Origin of the sequence: Methylobacterium sp. J-067 (assembly GCF_022829465.1) — a bacterium.
Taxonomy (GTDB): domain Bacteria; phylum Pseudomonadota; class Alphaproteobacteria; order Rhizobiales; family Beijerinckiaceae; genus Methylobacterium; species Methylobacterium litchii.
In genome coordinates this window covers 1-17,476 of sequence record NZ_JAKSXZ010000042.1, presented here as the reverse complement: position 1 = coordinate 17,476, position 17,476 = coordinate 1, and the positions used below count along the sequence as shown (strand labels likewise).

At 67.4% G+C, this 17,476-nt stretch carries 17 protein-coding genes and 1 pseudogene; 4 read left to right on the top strand and 14 right to left on the bottom strand.

Going from position 1 to position 17,476, the window contains the following annotated elements; genetic code table 11:
• The first annotated feature begins 10 nt into the window (after positions 1-10).
• Entirely contained in the window at positions 11-715 is a 705-nt protein-coding gene (locus MKK52_RS03105; protein ID WP_243952286.1) for a tetratricopeptide repeat protein, read from the top strand.
• A 23-nt stretch (positions 716-738) separates the two neighbouring features.
• Positions 739-1,029 carry a hypothetical protein gene (locus tag MKK52_RS03100; protein WP_243952285.1) on the top strand — a complete coding sequence of 97 codons (291 nt, stop codon included), beginning with the start codon at positions 739-741 and terminating at the stop codon, positions 1,027-1,029.
• Positions 1,030-1,038: 9 nt separating this feature from the next.
• On the opposite strand, the gene MKK52_RS03095 is transcribed toward MKK52_RS03100, so the two are convergent.
• The 12 genes from MKK52_RS03095 to MKK52_RS03040 all read right to left on the bottom strand — a co-directional run bounded on the left by MKK52_RS03095 (position 1,039) and on the right by MKK52_RS03040 (position 12,894).
• On the bottom strand, positions 1,039-1,932 hold the full coding sequence (locus tag MKK52_RS03095; protein ID WP_243952284.1) for an urease accessory protein UreD: 894 nt from the start codon (positions 1,930-1,932) through the stop codon (positions 1,039-1,041).
• A gap of 34 nt (positions 1,933-1,966) precedes the next feature.
• The gene (ureG, locus tag MKK52_RS03090) at positions 1,967-2,620 is read right to left on the bottom strand and encodes an urease accessory protein UreG (protein WP_243952283.1); all 654 of its coding nucleotides are present in this window, start codon (positions 2,618-2,620) and stop codon (positions 1,967-1,969) included.
• Between the two features lie 10 nt (positions 2,621-2,630).
• On the bottom strand, positions 2,631-4,343 hold the full coding sequence (gene ureC, locus MKK52_RS03085; protein WP_243952282.1) for an urease subunit alpha: 1,713 nt from the start codon (positions 4,341-4,343) through the stop codon (positions 2,631-2,633).
• 10 nt (positions 4,344-4,353) lie between these two features.
• Positions 4,354-5,049 (bottom strand): urease subunit gamma, encoded by a 696-nt coding sequence (locus MKK52_RS03080; protein ID WP_243952281.1) that lies wholly within the window; start codon positions 5,047-5,049, stop codon positions 4,354-4,356.
• Between the two features lie 9 nt (positions 5,050-5,058).
• Positions 5,059-5,733 carry an urease accessory protein UreF gene (locus MKK52_RS03075; RefSeq protein WP_243952280.1) on the bottom strand — a complete coding sequence of 225 codons (675 nt, stop codon included), beginning with the start codon at positions 5,731-5,733 and terminating at the stop codon, positions 5,059-5,061.
• Positions 5,730-6,251 carry an urease accessory protein UreE gene (gene ureE, locus MKK52_RS03070; RefSeq protein WP_243952279.1) on the bottom strand — a complete coding sequence of 174 codons (522 nt, stop codon included), beginning with the start codon at positions 6,249-6,251 and terminating at the stop codon, positions 5,730-5,732. The genes MKK52_RS03075 and ureE overlap by 4 nt, the downstream gene beginning before the upstream one ends.
• Positions 6,252-6,291: 40 nt before the next feature.
• Positions 6,292-7,590 (bottom strand): type III glutamate--ammonia ligase, encoded by a 1,299-nt coding sequence (gene glnT, locus MKK52_RS03065; protein ID WP_243952278.1) that lies wholly within the window; start codon positions 7,588-7,590, stop codon positions 6,292-6,294.
• Positions 7,591-7,813: 223 nt separating this feature from the next.
• Complete coding sequence (locus tag MKK52_RS03060) at positions 7,814-9,136, bottom strand: FMN-binding glutamate synthase family protein (RefSeq protein ID WP_243952277.1); 1,323 nt, start codon at positions 9,134-9,136, stop codon at positions 7,814-7,816.
• A complete protein-coding gene (locus tag MKK52_RS03055) occupies positions 9,136-9,825 on the bottom strand; it encodes a protein glxC (protein WP_243952276.1) in 690 nt (229 codons plus the stop codon). Before MKK52_RS03055 ends, MKK52_RS03060 begins: the two co-directional genes overlap by 1 nt.
• Positions 9,825-10,718: a glutamine amidotransferase gene (locus MKK52_RS03050; protein WP_243952275.1), complete on the bottom strand. Its 894-nt coding sequence runs from the start codon at positions 10,716-10,718 to the stop codon at positions 9,825-9,827. Before MKK52_RS03050 ends, MKK52_RS03055 begins: the two co-directional genes overlap by 1 nt.
• A 118-nt stretch (positions 10,719-10,836) precedes the next feature.
• Entirely contained in the window at positions 10,837-11,451 is a 615-nt protein-coding gene (locus MKK52_RS03045; protein ID WP_243952274.1) for a helix-turn-helix domain-containing protein, read from the bottom strand.
• Positions 11,452-11,562: 111 nt separating this feature from the next.
• Entirely contained in the window at positions 11,563-12,894 is a 1,332-nt protein-coding gene (locus MKK52_RS03040; protein WP_243952273.1) for an NAD(P)/FAD-dependent oxidoreductase, read from the bottom strand.
• Between the two features lie 238 nt (positions 12,895-13,132).
• Between MKK52_RS03040 and MKK52_RS03035 the strand changes: the two genes are divergently transcribed.
• A complete protein-coding gene (locus MKK52_RS03035) occupies positions 13,133-14,092 on the top strand; it encodes a GlxA family transcriptional regulator (RefSeq protein WP_243952272.1) in 960 nt (319 codons plus the stop codon).
• A 307-nt stretch (positions 14,093-14,399) separates the two neighbouring features.
• On the opposite strand, the gene MKK52_RS03030 is transcribed toward MKK52_RS03035, so the two are convergent.
• A complete protein-coding gene (locus MKK52_RS03030; protein WP_243952271.1) occupies positions 14,400-14,957 on the bottom strand; it encodes a hypothetical protein in 558 nt (185 codons plus the stop codon).
• A 350-nt stretch (positions 14,958-15,307) separates the two neighbouring features.
• Positions 15,308-16,636, bottom strand: coding sequence for an alpha-amylase family protein (locus MKK52_RS03025; RefSeq protein WP_243952270.1), 1,329 nt, complete (start codon positions 16,634-16,636; stop codon positions 15,308-15,310).
• A 547-nt stretch (positions 16,637-17,183) separates the two neighbouring features.
• Between MKK52_RS03025 and MKK52_RS03020 the strand changes: the two are divergent.
• Positions 17,184-17,476, top strand: a pseudogene (locus tag MKK52_RS03020) (YhjD/YihY/BrkB family envelope integrity protein); the annotation flags it as partial.

The following is a 17,476-nucleotide window of genomic DNA, read 5'->3' as shown; positions in this document are numbered from 1 at the left end:
GAGACACGCAATGCCCGTCATGGCCATCACCGATTGCCCGGCAGGCGACGGATTCGCCGCTGCCCTCGATGCCTTCTGCGAGGGCGCCTACGCGCAGGCCCGTGGGTTGCTCGAACCCCTTGCCAATGGGGGGCATGCGGAGGCGCAGGCATGGCTTGGCGCTCTTCATGCCAACGGTCTCGGCGTCCCGGCCTCGCCGGGCACGGCCTTCGCGTGGTACCGGCGCGCGGCCGAGCAGGGGCATCTCGCAGCGGCCACCAATGTCGGTGCCATGCTGGCGATGGGCCAGGGCGTCGCCCGTGACAGGGGCGCGGCTCTCATCTGGCTCGAACGGGCCGCCGAGGGCGGCGATACCATGGCCTGCTACAACCTCGCGACGCTGCTCGCGAAGGGCGACGGGATCGCGCCCGATCCGGCACGGGCGGCGGCCTTGTACCGCCGGGCCGCCGAAACCGGACATTACCCCTCCCAGGCCCGCCTCGGACACCTCTACGCCCACGGCATCGGCGTCGCGCAGGACCGGGTCGAGGGCTTTGCGTGGCTGACGCTGGCGGCCCGGCACGGCGTCGGAACGGCGCTGACGGCCCTCGAGGCGGTGATTAGGGAAATGTCTGCCGAGGAGAAGCGGCGCGGCACGACACGCGCCCAGAGCCTTCAGGGTGGCGGATCGGCCCAGGCGATGGGACCAAGCCGGCTCAATCCGATCCCGGCCTGATCGCAATCCTGGAAATCCCGCCGATGGCCGACAGCATCCAGCAGATCAAATTCGCCTTCGCGAGCTACGTGAAGGAGTTCGGTGCCGACTTCCGCGAATGGTCGGTCGGCACCGCAGACGATGCGTGCCGGGCCCTCTTCGAGGACAACTCCGTGAACGAGACGTCCGACCCGTGGCTGTGGAAGCCGGCCCTGAGCCCGGCGGCCGCAGGAATGATTCAGGCCTTCCTCGAACGGCACGGAGCGGCCCCGGCGCGGACACCCGCTCCCGGGCCCGAGGTCTTCCTGTTCCGGCGCATTCGTGAGGAAACCTGAGGGGCTGGCCTATTTCCGCCGCCGGCCGGGCACCGTGCCGGCCAGGGCCGTGAAGGCCACTGCGAAGGCGGCCTGAAGCCCCGCCGAGAGCCGGCCCCCATCGGGGGCGAGAAGGCGCAGGCCGAGTCCCGCCCCGTTGGGGAGGGGGCTCATCCCGCCCAGGCAGCCGGCCTCGTCGGCAGCGGCTTGAAGGCGGCCGGTCTCCGGCAGGATCCCCTCCGCTGCCAGAACGAGCATCGACCCGTAGGCGCGGTACGTGCCGAGCGGCGAGGACCGGGCAGCCCAGTCCGCGCCGTCGATCTGCCCACGCTCGGCCACGCGCAGCCGCCCGCCCGCATCCGCGATGGTCAGCGCAATGTCGAGTTGCGCGAAGGGACGCCCCTCCCCGCGCGGATCGTGATGGGCGATGCCCTCCGTGACGATGGCCCTCGCCCCCTCGGCGAGGGTGACATGGGTGTCGAGGCCCAGGGCCGCGCCCGGAAACAGAATGAGCGGATCCGGGTCCAGGGCGAGGAAGGCGCCCGGCCCGATTTCCAGACGCGTCGCCTGCCGGGCGGGAGCGCTCCCAGTGTTGTGCACCACCGTCGCCGACTGGGTCGTCACATGGACCCGCGCCCCTGCCCGTACGTCGACGGAGAGCCCGAGCCGGTCGCCCCGGTACAGGCCACCGGAGGCCGATTGTAGATAGAGCGTCGCGAGGTCCGGCGCGTCCGGCTGGAGCCGGAATGCGCGGGTGATGTGGAACGGGTAGGGCACCTCCTGGCGACCAAGCACCGTCGTCCCCCCTCCCCTGGCGAAGGTCAGGCGGGCCTCGACGTGGCGGCTGCTCGGGGGCTGCACGGGGCGCACGGGATCGGCCATGGTGAGATCCGGCCCCGGCGCGCTGACGTCGTCGTAGGTCATCGTGCGCGTTCCCTCGCGGCGGGGGATGGCCGCATCAGGGCGCGAACAGGACGGCGCGGGCAATGGCGTCGGCAACGGCCTCGACACCATCGCCGCGCCGCGCATTGGTCTCGATTACCGGCTTATCGCCGCGCACGGCCCTGGCCTCGGCGAGCATGGCCGGCAGGTCGATGCCGACATGGGGGGCAAGATCGGTCTTGTTGACGACGAGGAGGTCGCAACGCAGCACCCCTGGCCCGCGCTTCCTCGGGATGTCGTCGCCGCCGGCAACGTCGATCACGAAAATCCACCAATCCACAAGGTCGAGGGAGAAGGTCGAGGCGAGGTTATCGCCCCCCGATTCGAAGATCAGTAATTCGAGGCCGGGGAAGCGCGCCTCCAGGGCGTCGCCCGCCGCGATGTTGAGGGTTGGGTCCTCGCGGATCACCGTATGCGGACAGGCGCCGGCCTCGACGGCTGAGACCCGGGCTGGGTCAATCAGACCGGAGCGGCGCAGGCGCTCGGCGTCCTCCTTGGTGACGAGGTCGTTCGTGACGACGGCGAGGTCGATCCCCCGGCCGGCGAGGACCGGGATAAGGCGCTCGATAAGCGCCGTCTTGCCCGAGCCGACCGGGCCACCGATCCCGATCCGGGCGGCGTTCGCAGGCCGGATCCCAGGCTCGGGCTCGGAGTGAAGGGTCAATCTCATGGCGATCCCCTCAGCGAAGCATGTAGCGTTGGGCGAGCGGCAGCGTCCGCGCCGGCTCGCAGGTGGCGAGTTGCCCGTCTACGAACACGTCGAAAGTCTGGGGATCGACCCGGATCTCCGGGCAAACGTCGTTCCAGAGCATATCCGTCTTGGTGAGCCTGCGTGTTCCCTTTGCGGGCAGCAGGGCCTTGCGCAGGCCGAGTTGCCCGCCGAGTTCCGCGTCGATCGCCAACGGATGGACGAAGCAGGCCGACAGGCCTTGTTTGGCGAGGCCGAACGCCCCCCATTGCGGGCGCATCAGCATCGGCTCGCAGGTCATGAGGGAGGCGGCGGAATCGCCCATGGCACCCCAGGCGATGAAGCCGCCCTTGATCACGAGTTCCGGCTTGATGCCGAAGAAGGCCGGGCGCCACACCACGATGTCGGCCATCTTGCCCGGCTCCAGGGAGCCGATATGCGCGTCGATGCCGAAGGTGCGGGCGGCGTTGATCGTGTACTTGGCGATGTAGCGCTTGATCCGGGCATTGTCCCCGAAACCCGGCTTCTCCTCCGGCAGGGGGCCGCGCTGGTCCTTCATCTTGGAGGCGAGCTGCCATGTCCGGCAGATCACCTCGTGGATGCGGCCCATGCCCTGGCTGTCGGAGCCAAGCATGGAGATCGCGCCGATGTCGTGCAGCACGTCCTCGGCGGCGATGGTCTGGGCGCGGATGCGGCTCTCGGCGAAGGCGACGTCCTCCGGCAGGGCCGGATTCAGGTGATGGCACACCATCGTCATGTCGAGGTGTTCGTCGAAGGTGTTGACCGTATAAGGGTTGGTCGGGTTCGTGGACGAGGGCAGGCAATGGGGCAGGCCCGCCACCCGGATGATGTCCGGCGCGTGGCCGCCCCCGGCCCCCTCCGTGTGGTACATGTGGATCGTCCGGCCGCCGATCGCCGCCAGCGTGTCCTCCACGAAGCCCGACTCATTGAGCGTGTCGGTGTGAAGCTGAACTTGGAAGTCGTGTTCGTCGGCGAAGGCGAGGCAGGAATCGATCGCCGCCGGCATGGCCCCCCAATCCTCGTGGATCTTGAGCCCTAGGACGCCGGTTTCCAGCTGCTCCTTCAGGGCCGCAGGGCGGTGGGTGTTGCCCCGCCCGAGGAATCCGAAATTGACCGGCCACGCTTCTGCCGCCTGGAGCATCTTGCCGGTGTTGAACGGCCCCCCGGAATCGATGCCGACGGTGATCGGCCCCAGCGAGCCCCCGAGCAGGGTGGTGACGCCGGAGGCGATGGCGTGGTCCGGCAGGGCGGCCGAGTCGAAATGCACGTGCACGTCGATGGCGCCGGGGGTGGCGATCAGGCCCTCGCAATCGCGCACCGTCGTACCCGCCGAGACGATGAGGCGGGGATCGACCCCGTCCATGATGGCGGGATTGCCGGCCTTGCCGAGCGCCACGATCCGCCCGTTCTTTATGCCGAGGTCGCCCTTCACAATGCCGATGACGGGATCGATGACGAGGACGTTGCACAGGAGGAAGTCGAGGGCGCCCTGGACCGCCGTGACGCCCGCCGCCATGCCGATGCCGTCCCGCAGGGTCTTGCCGCCGCCGTGCAGGCACTCGTCGCCGTAGATCGCGTGGTCGTGCTCGACGACGGCGATCAGGGACGTATCGGCGAGCCGCACGCCGTCGCCGGTGGTCGGGCCGTAGAGGGCGGCGTAGTCGCGGCGGGGAATCGTGACCATCGTATCCTCCTCACGCGCCCTTGAAGCCCCGGGCCTTCGCCCGTGACAGGGCCGCCGCCCGCGCCGCGTCGTCGGGCAGAGTGCCCCGGGTCAGGTTGTTGAGGCCGCTGAGGTCCCGCTCGCCGCCGAAGCCCACGAGCGGCACGCGCTTACGCTGGCCGGGCTCGAACCGCACGGCGGTGCCGGCGGGGATGTCGAGGCGATATCCGAGGGCCCGTTCCCGGTCGAAATCGAGGGCGCGGTTCACCTCGAAGAAGTGGTAGTGCGAGCCGATCTGGACCGGCCGGTCGCCGGTATTGACCACCTCGATCTCGAGCCGGGGGCGCCCAGCCGCTAGCTCGATCGTGCCCTCGGCCGGAAGGATCTCGCCGGGCCGGAGCGTATCCGCCTCCGCGCCCTCGGCGGGGCGGATCGGTTCGTGGACGGTGACGAGCTTCGTGCCATCGGGAAACATGCCCTCGACCTGGAGGATGTGCATCATCGCCGCGACACCGGGCATCACGTCGTCGGTCGATAGCAGGGTTGAGCCCCAACCGATCAGGTCGGCGACGCTGCGCCCGTCGCGAGCGCCCTCCAGGATCTCGTCGGTGATGATCGCCACCGCTTCCGGGTAATTCAGCTTCAGGCCGCGTGCCCGGCGTTTGCGCGCGAGTTCGGCCGTCGTGAAGATGGTCAGCCGTTCGAGTTCCGTCGGCGTGAGCAGCATCGGGCTTTCCTAGTTCGCGAACAGCCGCAGCTCGGCGCGGGCGTGGCGCATGGCGGCGATCTCGATGAGGGGAGCGAAGGCCGTGAAATCCGGCGTGTCCGGGATGGGCGCGGCGGCGCATTCCGCCACCACCGGCAGCAGGGCCGCGACGATGGCCTGCGCCTCGATGGCCCCGATCCGCCCGAGCCGGACGGCGGCGGCGACGAGGCCGGCGACCGTCTGGTAGCCCGCGATCTCGAGGCAGGCGGCCTCCTCCAGGCCGAGAGCGCGCCACAGGGCTCCCTGCACCACGCTCAAATGGCCGAGGAGCCTCCCATCGCTGATGGCTGCCCGGAGGGGGCCCGCTCCGGGTGTCCCGAGGCGGAGATGGGCCGCCAGGAGGGCACCGCCGTTTCTGCGGCTGCCGAGACGCATCGGCTCGGCGGGGGTCGCGGCCTCAAGGGCCGCGTCGATCCGGGCAAGGACGGCGAGGTCGTCACCGGCCCGGTGCGCATGGGCGAGCGCCACGCGCTCGCTCCCGGCCCAGCGATACCGCACCACCGCCTCCGCCGCGTGCCTGAGACTTGGCGCGTCGAGGCCGGAAGCGAGAGCCGCCAGCCCCTCGACCCCGTTCGAGAAGGCGAAGGCACCGCTGGGGAAGGCCGTATCGGCATGCTGGAGGGCGAGGAGCCGACCGGTCGTCACCGGGCAGGCTCCGGGTGATGATGGTGATTGTGATGGTGGGCGTGGCCGTGGACGGCCCCGCCCCCGGCGCCTTGCGTGACCTCCCATGCGAGCCGGTCCCCGGTCGCCAACTCGCCGAGGCGGGCCAGATAGTCCGTGACCGGCCCGTCGAGGGCGACGAGGAGCGATCCCGTCTCGAAGCGCACCCGCCAGTGCAGGTTGCCCGCGTGATAGCCGAGTTCCAGCGCATCGGCCGCATCGCGGGCGGTGAGGCGCAGCCAATCCTGGGCGCCGACCCGCACGACGAGGGCGTGGCCCGGTTCCAGCAGCAGAACCGCGCCGTCGAACAGGGTCTGGTCGCGGGGAAGCGCCAGGGCGACCTCATCGCCGCCCTCCGTCGTCGCCCGCAGCCGGCGACGAGCAATGTCGGCGCTCGCGACCGTCAGCACGTCGACGGCGCGGTGATGGTCGAGATGGTGCAGCTGCGCCGCGATGGCCGCATCCGTTCGGCTGCCGACGATGTGATCGATGACGCGCATGGCCGAACCCGAAACCCCTATGGATGGCGTGACGAAAGCCTCAGCAATCGAGGGTCGTGTCGCGCTCCCACTGCGTGAGGTGGCGGCAATAATCGTTCCACTCCTCGTGCTTGAGCTTCACGTAACTCGGCACGAAGGCGCCCAGCGCCTCGTTGAGGGGGCCGCTGGCCTCGAGGGCCCGCAGGGCGTCGAGCATGTTCAGGGGCAGGCGCTTCACGCCCTGCACCGTGTGGCCTTCGGTGTACATGTTGATGTCGAGGCGCGGGCCCGGATCCCGGGCGTTGCGCAGGCCGTCGAGCCCGGCGGCCAGCAGGGCAGCCTGGAGCAGGTAGGGGTTGGCGGCCCCGTCGGCGAGGCGGAACTCGAACCGCCCGTGACCGGGCACCCGGATCATGTGGGTGCGGTTGTTGCCGGTATAGGTGACGGTGTTCGGCGCCCAGGTCGCCCCGGAGACAGTGCGGGGGGCATTGATGCGCTTGTAGGAATTCACAGTGGGGTTGGTGAGGGCGGCCAGGGCGTCGGCCGAGTAAATCATCCCGCCGATGAAGTGGTAGCCCTCCCGCGAGAGGCCAATGGCGTCCTCGGGATCCTCGAAGACGTTCCGGCCGTCTCGCCACAGGGAGATATGGGCGTGGCAGCCCGAGCCCGTGAGCCCGGGGAACGGCTTGGGCATGAAGGTCGCCCGCAGCCCGTGCTTTTCGGCGACGGAGCGGGCCATGTACTTGAAGAAGGCATGCCGGTCAGCCGTCACAAGGGCGTCGGCGTAGTCCCAGTTCATCTCGAACTGGCCGTTCGCGTCCTCGTGGTCGTTCTGGTACGGGTTCCAGCCGAGACCCTGCATCGCGTCGCAGATTTCGGCGATCACGTCGTAGCGCCGCATCAGGGCCGACTGGTCGTAGCACGGCTTGGCCTGCCGGTCGGCCGCGTCGGCGGGGGCGCTGCCGTCGGGGGAGATCAGGAAGAATTCGCACTCGACGCCGGACTTCATCTGAAGACCGTCCTCGGCCGCCTCCGCTATGAGGCGCTTGAGCAGGTTGCGCGGTCCCTGCGCGACGGCGCGCCCCTCCATCACGAGGTCGGCCGGAAGCCAGCCGACCTCAGGCTTCCAGGGAAGCTGGATCAGCCCGTGGGGGTCAGGCACCGCCAGCATGTCGGGGTCGGCCGGGCTCATGTCGAGCCACGTGGCGAAGCCGGCGAAACCCGCGCCGTTGCGGCATGCGGAATTGATGGCGCCCGCCGGCACAAGCTTGGCACGCTGGGTACCGAACAGGTCGGTGTAGGAGATCAGGAAGTAGCGGATGCCGCGCTCACGGGCGACGACCTCGAGGTCAACCGGCATCTCGCACGCTCCTGGATAGGGCTGCCCCGCGCGCGGCGGTGGCCCAGAGGACAATGGGCGGCCGGGAGGCGCAGGCCTGCGATCTCGGCGAGCGTCGCCGAGGGGCGGCCTGTCGGACCCGGGATGAGCCTGCCCGTTCACCGCGCCGTTCGAACGCGGCGGGCGGGACCCTTTCTTGCGCCTCGCATGTTCCACGCCGACCGGGCGCGGAACGCTCCGGCGCTCAGAACCCCGTCTTGCCGGGGATCCAATCGGTACCGGCGAGCGGCACGCCCGCCATCGCCGCCGCCTCGATGGTGAGCGCGACGAGATCCTCGGGTTCGAGGTTGTGCAGGTGGCTCTTGCCGCAGGCGCGGGCGATGGTCTGGGCTTCCAGGGTCATCACCGAGAGGTAGTTGGCGAGCCGCCGGCCAGCGCGCTCGGGGTCGAGGCGCTTCATAAGCTCGGGGTTCTGGGTGGTGATGCCGGCGGGGTCGTTGCCCTCGTGCCAGTCATCGTAAGCGCCGGCGGTGGTGCCCAGAGCCTCGTATTCCGCTTCGTAGGCAGGATCGTTGTCGCCGAGGGCGATCAGGGCGGCGGTGCCGATGGCGACCGCGTCGGCACCGAGAGCCAGGGCCTTGGCCATGTCGGCGCCCGAGCGGATGCCCCCCGAGACGACGAGTTGCACTTTCCGGTGCAGGCCGAGATCCTGCAGCGCTTGGACCGCCGGTCGGATGGCGGCCAGGATCGGGATACCGACATTCTCGATGAACACGTCCTGCGTGGCTGCTGTGCCGCCCTGCATCCCGTCGAGCACCACCACGTCCGCGCCGGATTTCGCGGCGAGCGCGGTGTCGTAATAGGGCCGCGAGGCGCCGACCTTGACGTAGATCGGCTTCTCCCAATCGGTGATCTCGCGCAATTCGCCAAGCTTGATCTCCAGATCATCCGGGCCGGTCCAGTCGGGATGGCGGCAGGCCGAGCGCTGGTCGATCCCAGGCGGCAGGCAGCGCATGCCGGCCACCCGCTCGGTGATCTTCTGGCCGAGCAGCATCCCGCCGCCGCCGGGCTTGGCCCCCTGGCCGATCACCACCTCGATGGCGTCGGCCCGGCGCAGGTCGTCCGGGTTCATGCCGTAGCGGGAAGGCAGGTACTGGTAAACGAGGGTCTGCGAATGGCCGCGCTCCTCGTCGGTCATGCCGCCGTCGCCCGTGGTGGTGGAGGTGCCGGCGAGGCTGGCGCCCCGGCCCAGGGCCTCCTTGGCGTTGGCCGAAAGAGAGCCGAAGCTCATCCCGGCGATCGTCACGGGTGTCTTGAGCCGGATCGGCTTCGAAGCGAAACGGCTGCCCAGGATCACCTCAGTGTCGCAACGTTCCCGGTAGCCCTCCAGCGGATAGCGGCTCACCGAGGCGCCGAGGAACAGGAGATCGTCGAAATGCGGGAGCGCACGCTTCGCTCCAGCGCCGCGGATATCGTAGATGCCCGTGGCCGCCGCGCGGCGGATTTCCGACATCACGTCGGGGGTGAAGGTCGCCGAGAACCGGGGCCGTGTACGGGGCGTCGCCATCAGTAGGCTCCGGCGTTGTCGACATGGAAGTGGTAGAGTTGGCGGGCGGAGCCGTAGCGGCGGAACTCGGCTGGATCGACCTCGCCGGCCAGCCCTGCTGCTTCCAGCTTGGCGTAAACCTGCGCCCTATGCTCGTCCCGCATCGGCTTCTCGATGCAGTCGGCGCCCAAGCTCTTCACGGTGCCGCGGATGTAGAGCCGGGCCTCGTAGAGGGAATCGCCCAGGGCCTCCCCGGCATCGCCGAGGACCGTCAGGGTTCCCGCCTGGGCCATGAAGGCCGAGAGATGCCCGATTGAGCCGCGCACCACGATGTCGATGCCCTTCATCGAGATGCCGCAGCGGGAGCCCGCATTGCCGTAGATGGCGAGCAGGCCCCCATGGGCGGTCGCCCCGGCCGACTGGCTCGCGTCCCCGTGGACATGGACCGCCCCGGACATCATGTTCTCGGCAACGCCGACCCCGGCGCTGCCGTGGACGATCACCGTCGCCTGCTTGTTCATGCCGCCGCAATAGTAACCGGCATTGCCCCCGATCTCGACGGTAACAGGAGCATCGAGCCCCACCGCGATCGAGTGGCGCCCATCCGGGTTGGCGACGCGCCACAGGGTCTCGTTGGTATCCGTCCGCAGGGCATGCAGCGCGCGGTTGAGTTCGCGTAGGGGCCGCTCGTGCAAGTCGAAGGCAGGCATCAGTGGCGCTCCCAGGCGTAGACCTTGGCAGGCTCGGGCTCGAAGACCCGCGCCGCGTCGATGCCGGGGAGGCCGACCAGTACCCGGTATTCCGAGCCAAAGGCGACGTAGTCGTCCGTCTCGGCCATCACGGCGGGTTTGCAGGCGATCGGATCGCGCAGAACGGCAAAGCCCGTCCGCGTGCCCACCACGAAGGTGTAGAAGCCATCGAGGTCCGACAGACCCGCTTCCAGGGCCTCGGCGAGGCTCGCGCCCTCGCGCATACGCCAGGTGAGGTAGCCGGCCGCCACCTCCGTGTCGTTGCGGGTCGCGAAGCGCAGACCTTCCCGCTCCAGGCGGCGGCGCAGATCGTTGGGGTTCGAGAGCGAGCCGTTATGGACGAGGCACTCGTCGGCGCCCGTCGAGAACGGGTGGGCGCCGTTGGTCGTCACGGCGCTCTCCGTCGCCATGCGGGTGTGGCCGATCCCATGAGTCCCCGCCATGCCAGCGAGATCGAAGCGTGCCGCCACGCTCGCCGGGAGCCCGGTCTCCTTGAAGATCTCCATGCGCCGTCCGAACCCGACGAGGTCGATCTCCGGACGGTGGTGGGCGAGCCAAGCCTTGGCCTCGTCCATCCGCGCGGGGTCGATGACGAGGACCGCATGGGTATCGCGCATGACCGTCTGCGTCTCCCCGCCCAGATGAGCCGAGAGGGCCTGCACGGCTTCCCGGAGCATCTCCGAGTCGGCTCCGCGCAGGGTGAGCTTCACCCCCACCGTGTCCGGCCCGTAGACGGCGAAGCCCGCGCTGTCGGGCCCGCGCTCGGTCATCGTCGCGAGCATGCCGGATAGCAGCGTGCCGAGCGCCGGCTCCAGCTCCGGATTCTTCAGGAACAACCCGACGATGCCGCACATCGCGACGACTCCGCTCCCACGACCAACCCAGCGAGGTGGTCGCACGAGTCCGCCGCCGCGTCAACCTTTGAGAACAAATTTTTCTCTACAAGAAACCGATCCGGAGGCGGGGTCCGGCTCACGCCCGCTGATAGACGATGATCGACAGGTAGGTCATTGGCGTCTCGACGAGGACGGCGGGGCCGTGCAGGCCCTCGGAGTCGAACAGCAGCGCATCACCGGGCTTAAGCGGATAATCGTATCCGGAATGCCGATACACAACTTCGCCGGTCAGCATGTAGATGAATTCGACGCCCGCGTGCCGGAACCCGGTATAGGCCTCGGCATCCGATTGCAGGGTGATCAAATAGGGCTCGACGACGAGTTCCCCGCCGAGCGCCGCGCCGAGCAATTCGTAGATGTGGCCGACCTTGGTGCCGCGCCGCTCAATGACGACGCCCTGGCCTGCCCGCACATAGGAGCAGTCGCGTTTCTCCTCGAAGGCGGTGAACATCGCGGTGATGGGCACGTTCAGGGCGAGCGCGATAGCGTTGATGGTAGAGAGCGAGGGCGAGATCTGCCCGTTCTCGATCTTCGAGACCATGCCAGGGGAGATGCCGGCGGCACTCGCCAAATCGGACACGGACAGGTCGCGCTCGCGCCGCATCTGCCGGATCTGGTGGCCGAGGGCCCGTTCGAGGGTGCGGGCGTTCTCGGCCGGCGCGTTCGAGGCGGTCTTGAGGTCGCTGATCACATCCCCCCGCGCAGCGGGCCCGTTCCTGCGCCGAAGGTGCCCTGGCCCGTGCCGATGCGCAAGCTTTGCCTTGCAGGATCCGCGCCGGCGTCACCGCCTTCCTTTCCGCCCTCAGACGCCAGTCAGTGGCACGATCTTCGACCCGTCCGAGAAACGGGAGAGGCGGAAGGCCAACGGATCGACGACCGGGCTCGCGCCGGTGACGAGGTCGGCGGTCAGGCGTCCGGCGCCGGGACCGAGGCCGAAGCCGTGACCCGAGAAGCCCGTGGCCACGACGAGGCCCGGGCGGCCCGCGACGGGGGAGATGACGGGCACGGCATCCGGCGTCACGTCGATCAGGCCCGCCCATCGCTGCGCGACCCGGGCAGCCCTGAATACGGGAAAGGCTTCCGAGAGCCTCGCCATGGCCTGGTCCGTCATGGCGACGCTCGGCTCCGGATCGAGGATCCGCGTCCGCTCGAAGGGCGAGGGCTGCCCCGGCTTCGGCGGGCGCATGTCGCGCCATTCCTGAAGGAAGCGCGCGCCTACCCGGGGCTTCAGGCTCGCCCATTCCATCCGCAGCGCCGGGAGGAACTTCGGGAGGAAGCGGAAGCTGTCCGGGGTGAGGTCGTAGACGTTCGAGGCGAGCGTCGAGACGGTGTAGCCCCCATCGGCGCGCTTGCGGACGGAGAAGCCGGGGCCGCGCACGGTCGTCTCTGGGCCGCCGTCCAGGGGCTCGGTGCGCAGGACCGAGTTGAGCACCTTCAACTGTGGCAGGCTCACCCCGACGCCCCGCAGCAGCAGCCGCGACCACGCCCCCCCGGCGACCACCACGGCGTCGGCGGCGATCGTCCCGCGCTCGGTCGTCACGCCGGTCACCCGGCCGCCGGTCGTCTCGATGGCGCGCACCGCGCAGCCCGTGAGGATGACCGCGCCCCTGGCCTGGGCCGCCCGCGCGATGGCGGGCGCCGCCTTCTGCGGCTCCGCCCGCCCGTCGGTGGGTGAGTAGAGCGCGCCGTCGAAATCGAGGTGCATGTCGGGCACCAGCTCGCGGACGCGGTCGTTCCCGATCAGCGAGACCCGGTGCTGGGTGTTCTCGATGTAGCGCAGCCAGTCGAGGTTCTGCCTGCGGAAGGCGGGGGAGTGCAGGGGCACCAGGATCCCGCATTGCCGGTAGCCGACATCCGCGCCGATGCGCTCGGCGAGGCCCTCCCAGAGGCGGATCGAGGCCGCCATCAAGTCGATCTCCCGGGGATCGCGGCGGGAGAGCCGCACCCAGCCCCAGTTCCGGCTCGACTGCTCCCCCGCGATCACCCCCTTCTCGCACAGCACCACGGAGTGACCGCGCTCCGCGAGTTCCAGCGCCGTCGCCGTACCAACGATGCCGCCCCCGACGATCACCACGTCGGCGCGCGTGGGTTGCCGCGGGGAGGAGGAAACGGGATCGACGACGGGACCGGGCATGACGGATCCTCCAGGGGGCGACGCGCCCCAGCCCGCGAGGGCGAACCGCCAGGATCGCAGCAATCGAAGTCTTGCACCCGCACAGGGAAGACGATTTCTCTGTGGAATGAGACGGATCAGCCCAGCGAACGGAGGAGCGGCGGCTCCCACCGCACCCCCCGTTGCCTCCCCTTCGGGCCGGGCCGACGAGAACCGATCCCAGGAGATCGGCTTCATTCTCGTGCCCGGCTTCGCGCTGATGTCGTTCGCCTCAGCGACCGAACCGTTCCGCGCGGCCAACCGGCTGGCTGGTCGCGCGCTCTACACCCTGCGCTTCTTTGGGGAGGGGCCATCCGGCTCCGTGGCCTCCTCGTCCGGGGCCGCCATGCCCGTCGAAGCCCTGCCGGGGGGCCGCAACGACCTCCATACGGTCTTCGTATGCGCCGGCGGCACGGTCAGCGACTGGTCCCGCCCGGCGATCCATGCCTGCCTGCGCCGCCTCGCCCGCCAAGGAACACGCATCGGCGGCATCTCGGGTGGACCGTACATCCTCGCGGAAGCGGGCCTCCTCGACGGGCGCGACTTCACCGTGCACTGGGAGCACGATGCGGCCCTCCGGGAGGCATTTCCCCACCTCCACCCGCGCCTCGCCCGTTTCGTCGTTGCCCAGGACCGCGTCACCTGCGGCGGCGGCATCGCGCCAATCGACATGGCCTACGCCCTCATCGCGGAGAGGATGGGACCGGGCTTCGCCCGTCGGGTCTCGGACTGGTTCCTGCACACGGCGGTCGGCGCGCCCGAGGATCCGCAGCGAGCCCCCCTGACCGAGCGTTACGGGATTCATCACCCCGCCCTCGTCGCCGCCCTGGATGCGATGGAGAAGGCGCTCGAAATCCCCCTCGGCCGCCGCACCCTCGCCGTCCTCGCGGGCGTCAGCGAACGCCAGCTCGACCGCCTCTTCCAGGACAAGCTCGGCCGGACGCTTCTCGACCAGTACCGGGCCATCCGCCTCGACCACGCCCGGCGGCTCCTTCACCAGAGTCCTCTGTCGATAGGCGCCGTCGCGGCCCTATCGGGGTTTCCGGACGCCACGCACTTCGCCCGGTGCTACCGGAGGCGGTTCGGCCATACGCCGTCGTCGGAGCGTCCCCTGAGTTTCTCAGCGCCGCCCCCTGTTCTAGGTGATGATCGACCACGTGCGCCGTCAACGTCGCGATGAAGGAAAGCTGTCTCGGCTCGCTCCGGAAGGCATCGTTGGCCCCATCGCCGCTTTCTTCTGTCGAATTCGACTCTCGAGCCGAGAGTGGCTTGCGCCATAGGGATCAGGGCAACCACTACTCGCTTCTCCTTTTATGACATCCCGTTCGAAAGCAGACCGGCCGCTTGCGGCCAAATCCAGCCCCGCCGGCATGGTTCTCTGAATGACCGGGGTGGGTGGATTTCTGCTAGTCCGCTTCCGAACACAGCGTCGATAAAGCGGACGTCGCCTTCTCATCTCCCGCCCACCCATAGTGAGTGGGCTTCCATTAGGTCGAGAGGTTACAGATCAACACCGATCCACGATGAGCATCGGTGATCTGGACGGAGAAGCCAAAATCTTTCTCCTGCGGATCGGCTTCGAACTCTCGCTGTGTTTCGGCTACTTGACGTCCAATGATGCTGTTAACCTTTGATCGTGCAGCATCAAACACAAGTTTTATGACATTGACGCCATTACTATGGCCTATGTCAAAGATGAGAGAGCGGGTATGAAGGCCGCGATATATGCCATTGAGTGGAACCACAACTTCGGTATATTCTCCGCGATCGAACGCAAGTACTCGACCGACAGCTTTTGCGTATGGCTTAGGAACGTTAACCCCCTTCTGCAAGCGTTTCGATCCGGCCTCGAACGTGTAACGCGCATTGAGTTCCGATCGGAATGCCTTGAGTTCTTCCGACAAGCCGCATCCTAGTTCAAGCCCCTTGATAAAGTTGCTGACGTCGGTCGGTTCTGAGGCTTGCGCGACGCCAGCGATGAGCACAGCGAAAGTGATTACGAGCTGCGTGACGAGTGGTGCGCATCGGTGTTGGCCGGGGTTCATCGTGACATCCGGTGAAGTTGGAGCCTGCATTCTACGCTAAACCGAAGTCGCCGGACTGCTAATGAACGACCGCATCGGAGAAGTCCCGATGGCGGCTTGAACGTCGAGTTTGGGTCGCTATCGGAATGGCCGCACGGGGTGGGTTTTTGCTGGTCCGCTTAAGAGCACACTAAGCATTGAAGCGGACATAGCCGGGGGGCTAGCCACGACCCAGTGCAGACGAATGATCCGATTTCCGGTAGGTTGTCCTACATGCGACTGCGAGGCAGCGAACAGTCTTACGCCGATCCGATTGAGGTGCGCTCCGACGCTTCTAATACCTCGCAACCTCCGTCCACCCCAGCAAGAATCTAGGCAGACAGAACGGCCCAACCGTGGGACCCAATCCTTACCTGCGTCGCACCGTCGGCGTTGGCAGTAAGTTCACCCGCCCCCGCCTCGATGAGAGAAGCATTCGACGCGGGTAGTAGGACAGTATCATCAGAAAGGTTCATGGCGAGCAGCAGGTACTGTGAGCCTTCGCTTATGGTCAGAACGGCTTGCTCATTAGTCAGATGAACCTGTTGCGTCCGTGCTCGGTGCAGCCAGGGATAGCGTCGACGCAGGCCAATCAGGCACTGGTGCAGCCGGTAGGTTGACCAGCCACAAGGAGCGAGTGCAGTCGGCGTCGGTGGGAAGGTTGGACGTACCGCGTCGTCTCCCCCGACGCGCTCTTCTTTCACACCACGCAAGGCTTGCTCATCACCAGCATAGATCGACGGCGTGCCACCACAGGTAAACAGGATGGCGAGGGCATGAGGCAAGTGCCGATCATCCTTTAGCCGGCTCGCGATGCGCGTCACGTCATGATTGCCCACGAATGTCAGCGGCACGAAGGTGTCGAGAAAGCGATTGTGTCTCTCCAGCGCGTGGTCAAGCTCAAAGAGATTGCGGTCATTGAGTGCGCTCCAGATCGCCTTCCACAACTCGTATTGGGTCACTGCATCCATGCTGGTATCCCGCACGATGCCGGCGTAGTCGCCGTGGATCACCTCGCCTACGATGTAGGCGTCGGGATGGGTTTCCCGCACACGGGGAAGGACGCTGGACCAGAAGTGTCGTGGTACGGCATAGGCTGCGTCCAGCCTCCAGCCGTCGGCCCCGCGGGAGAGCCAGTGCCTCATAACGGACGTTACGTGGTCCGCTAATTCGGGCTCATCATGGTTGAATGTGACGAGTTGCCGGTGCCCCTCGAAGCAGGCGTAGTCTGGTTCCGTTCCGGAAGCGGTGCCGCGCGGCCAGGACAGCTTGAACCAGTTGGCTCGGTCCGCCTCCGGACCGCGTCGGAGAACTTCCCGATAGGCAGGATGTCCAAGCCCGACGTGATTGAATACGCCGTCCAGTAGGAGGCGCAGGCCGCGGGCGCGAGCGGCCTGGACCAGAGCATCAAAATCCGCATCGTCGCCCAGACGTGGATCGATCCTGTAGTGGTCGACGGTGTCGTAACCATGAGTTGACGCCGCAAAAATCGGTCCAAGCGCCAATCCCGAAACCCCAAGCTCCACGGCATAATCGAGCCAAGCGTGCAGGTGGGCCAAGCGATGAGCGACGGGTGAGCTGCTGATGGCTTCCGCCTCAGCACCAACGAACCCGAGAGGAAAGACGTGCCACCAAACAGCGTGATCGATCCAGGCCGGCACCAAACCTCCCCATATCGCAAGGCGACGAGTAACCCGGAGCGGCCAAGGTAGTTGCGGCCATCACCGATGTTTGTTCTTTCGTTCATCCGTCGGGGCATGCCCTTACGGCTGCTTTGGAGACTCATCGGCGGCAACTCGGATGGCCGGGTTGGGTCAAAGGCGGAATGGCCGCTTGGGGTGACTTCAGGACAGTCCGCTTCTGAGCAAAAAAACGTTGAAGAGGATATCGCTCGACGCGCTTTCATGATGCCGGGCGGATGTCGGATGCAACTCCAAGCCTGTGATCTCGGCGGCTAATGCTCAGGGTATGTCACGCTTTGAGGGGGTAGCTGGCCAGATAACGGGCGTGCTCCCGCAGATCGATGCCATGGCCATTAAGCAGGGTCGAGGCGATGGCTTTCGCTTCATCGTCACTTTGCGCTTGGATCGAACAAATTTCCCTTACTGTTTCGTCTGCGCTGAGGCTTAACACCCAGTATGCCAGGGGTCCTGGATCAGGCTCATCGATACTGGTGGGCGAGCCTGACACGCGATGATTGATCTAGTGGTCGATATCCTCGGCGATCAGGTCAAGCTTCTGAACGAGAAGGGCAATGCGACGCTTGGGTTGAGCTTGATTATCGGCGTAGCCTTGTCGGTGTGGAGCGCCAACGGCGGCATGAAGCATATCTTCGATGCCCTCAACCTCGTCTATAACGAGCGCGAGAAGCGCAACTTCTTCGTGCTCAACCTCATCTCTCTTGCGTTCACGGCGGGCGCGCTAGCCTTCCTGATCATAGCCCTCGGTGCCGTCGTCGTGCTGCCGGTCGTGTTCGAGTTCATCGGCATTGGCAAAGACGC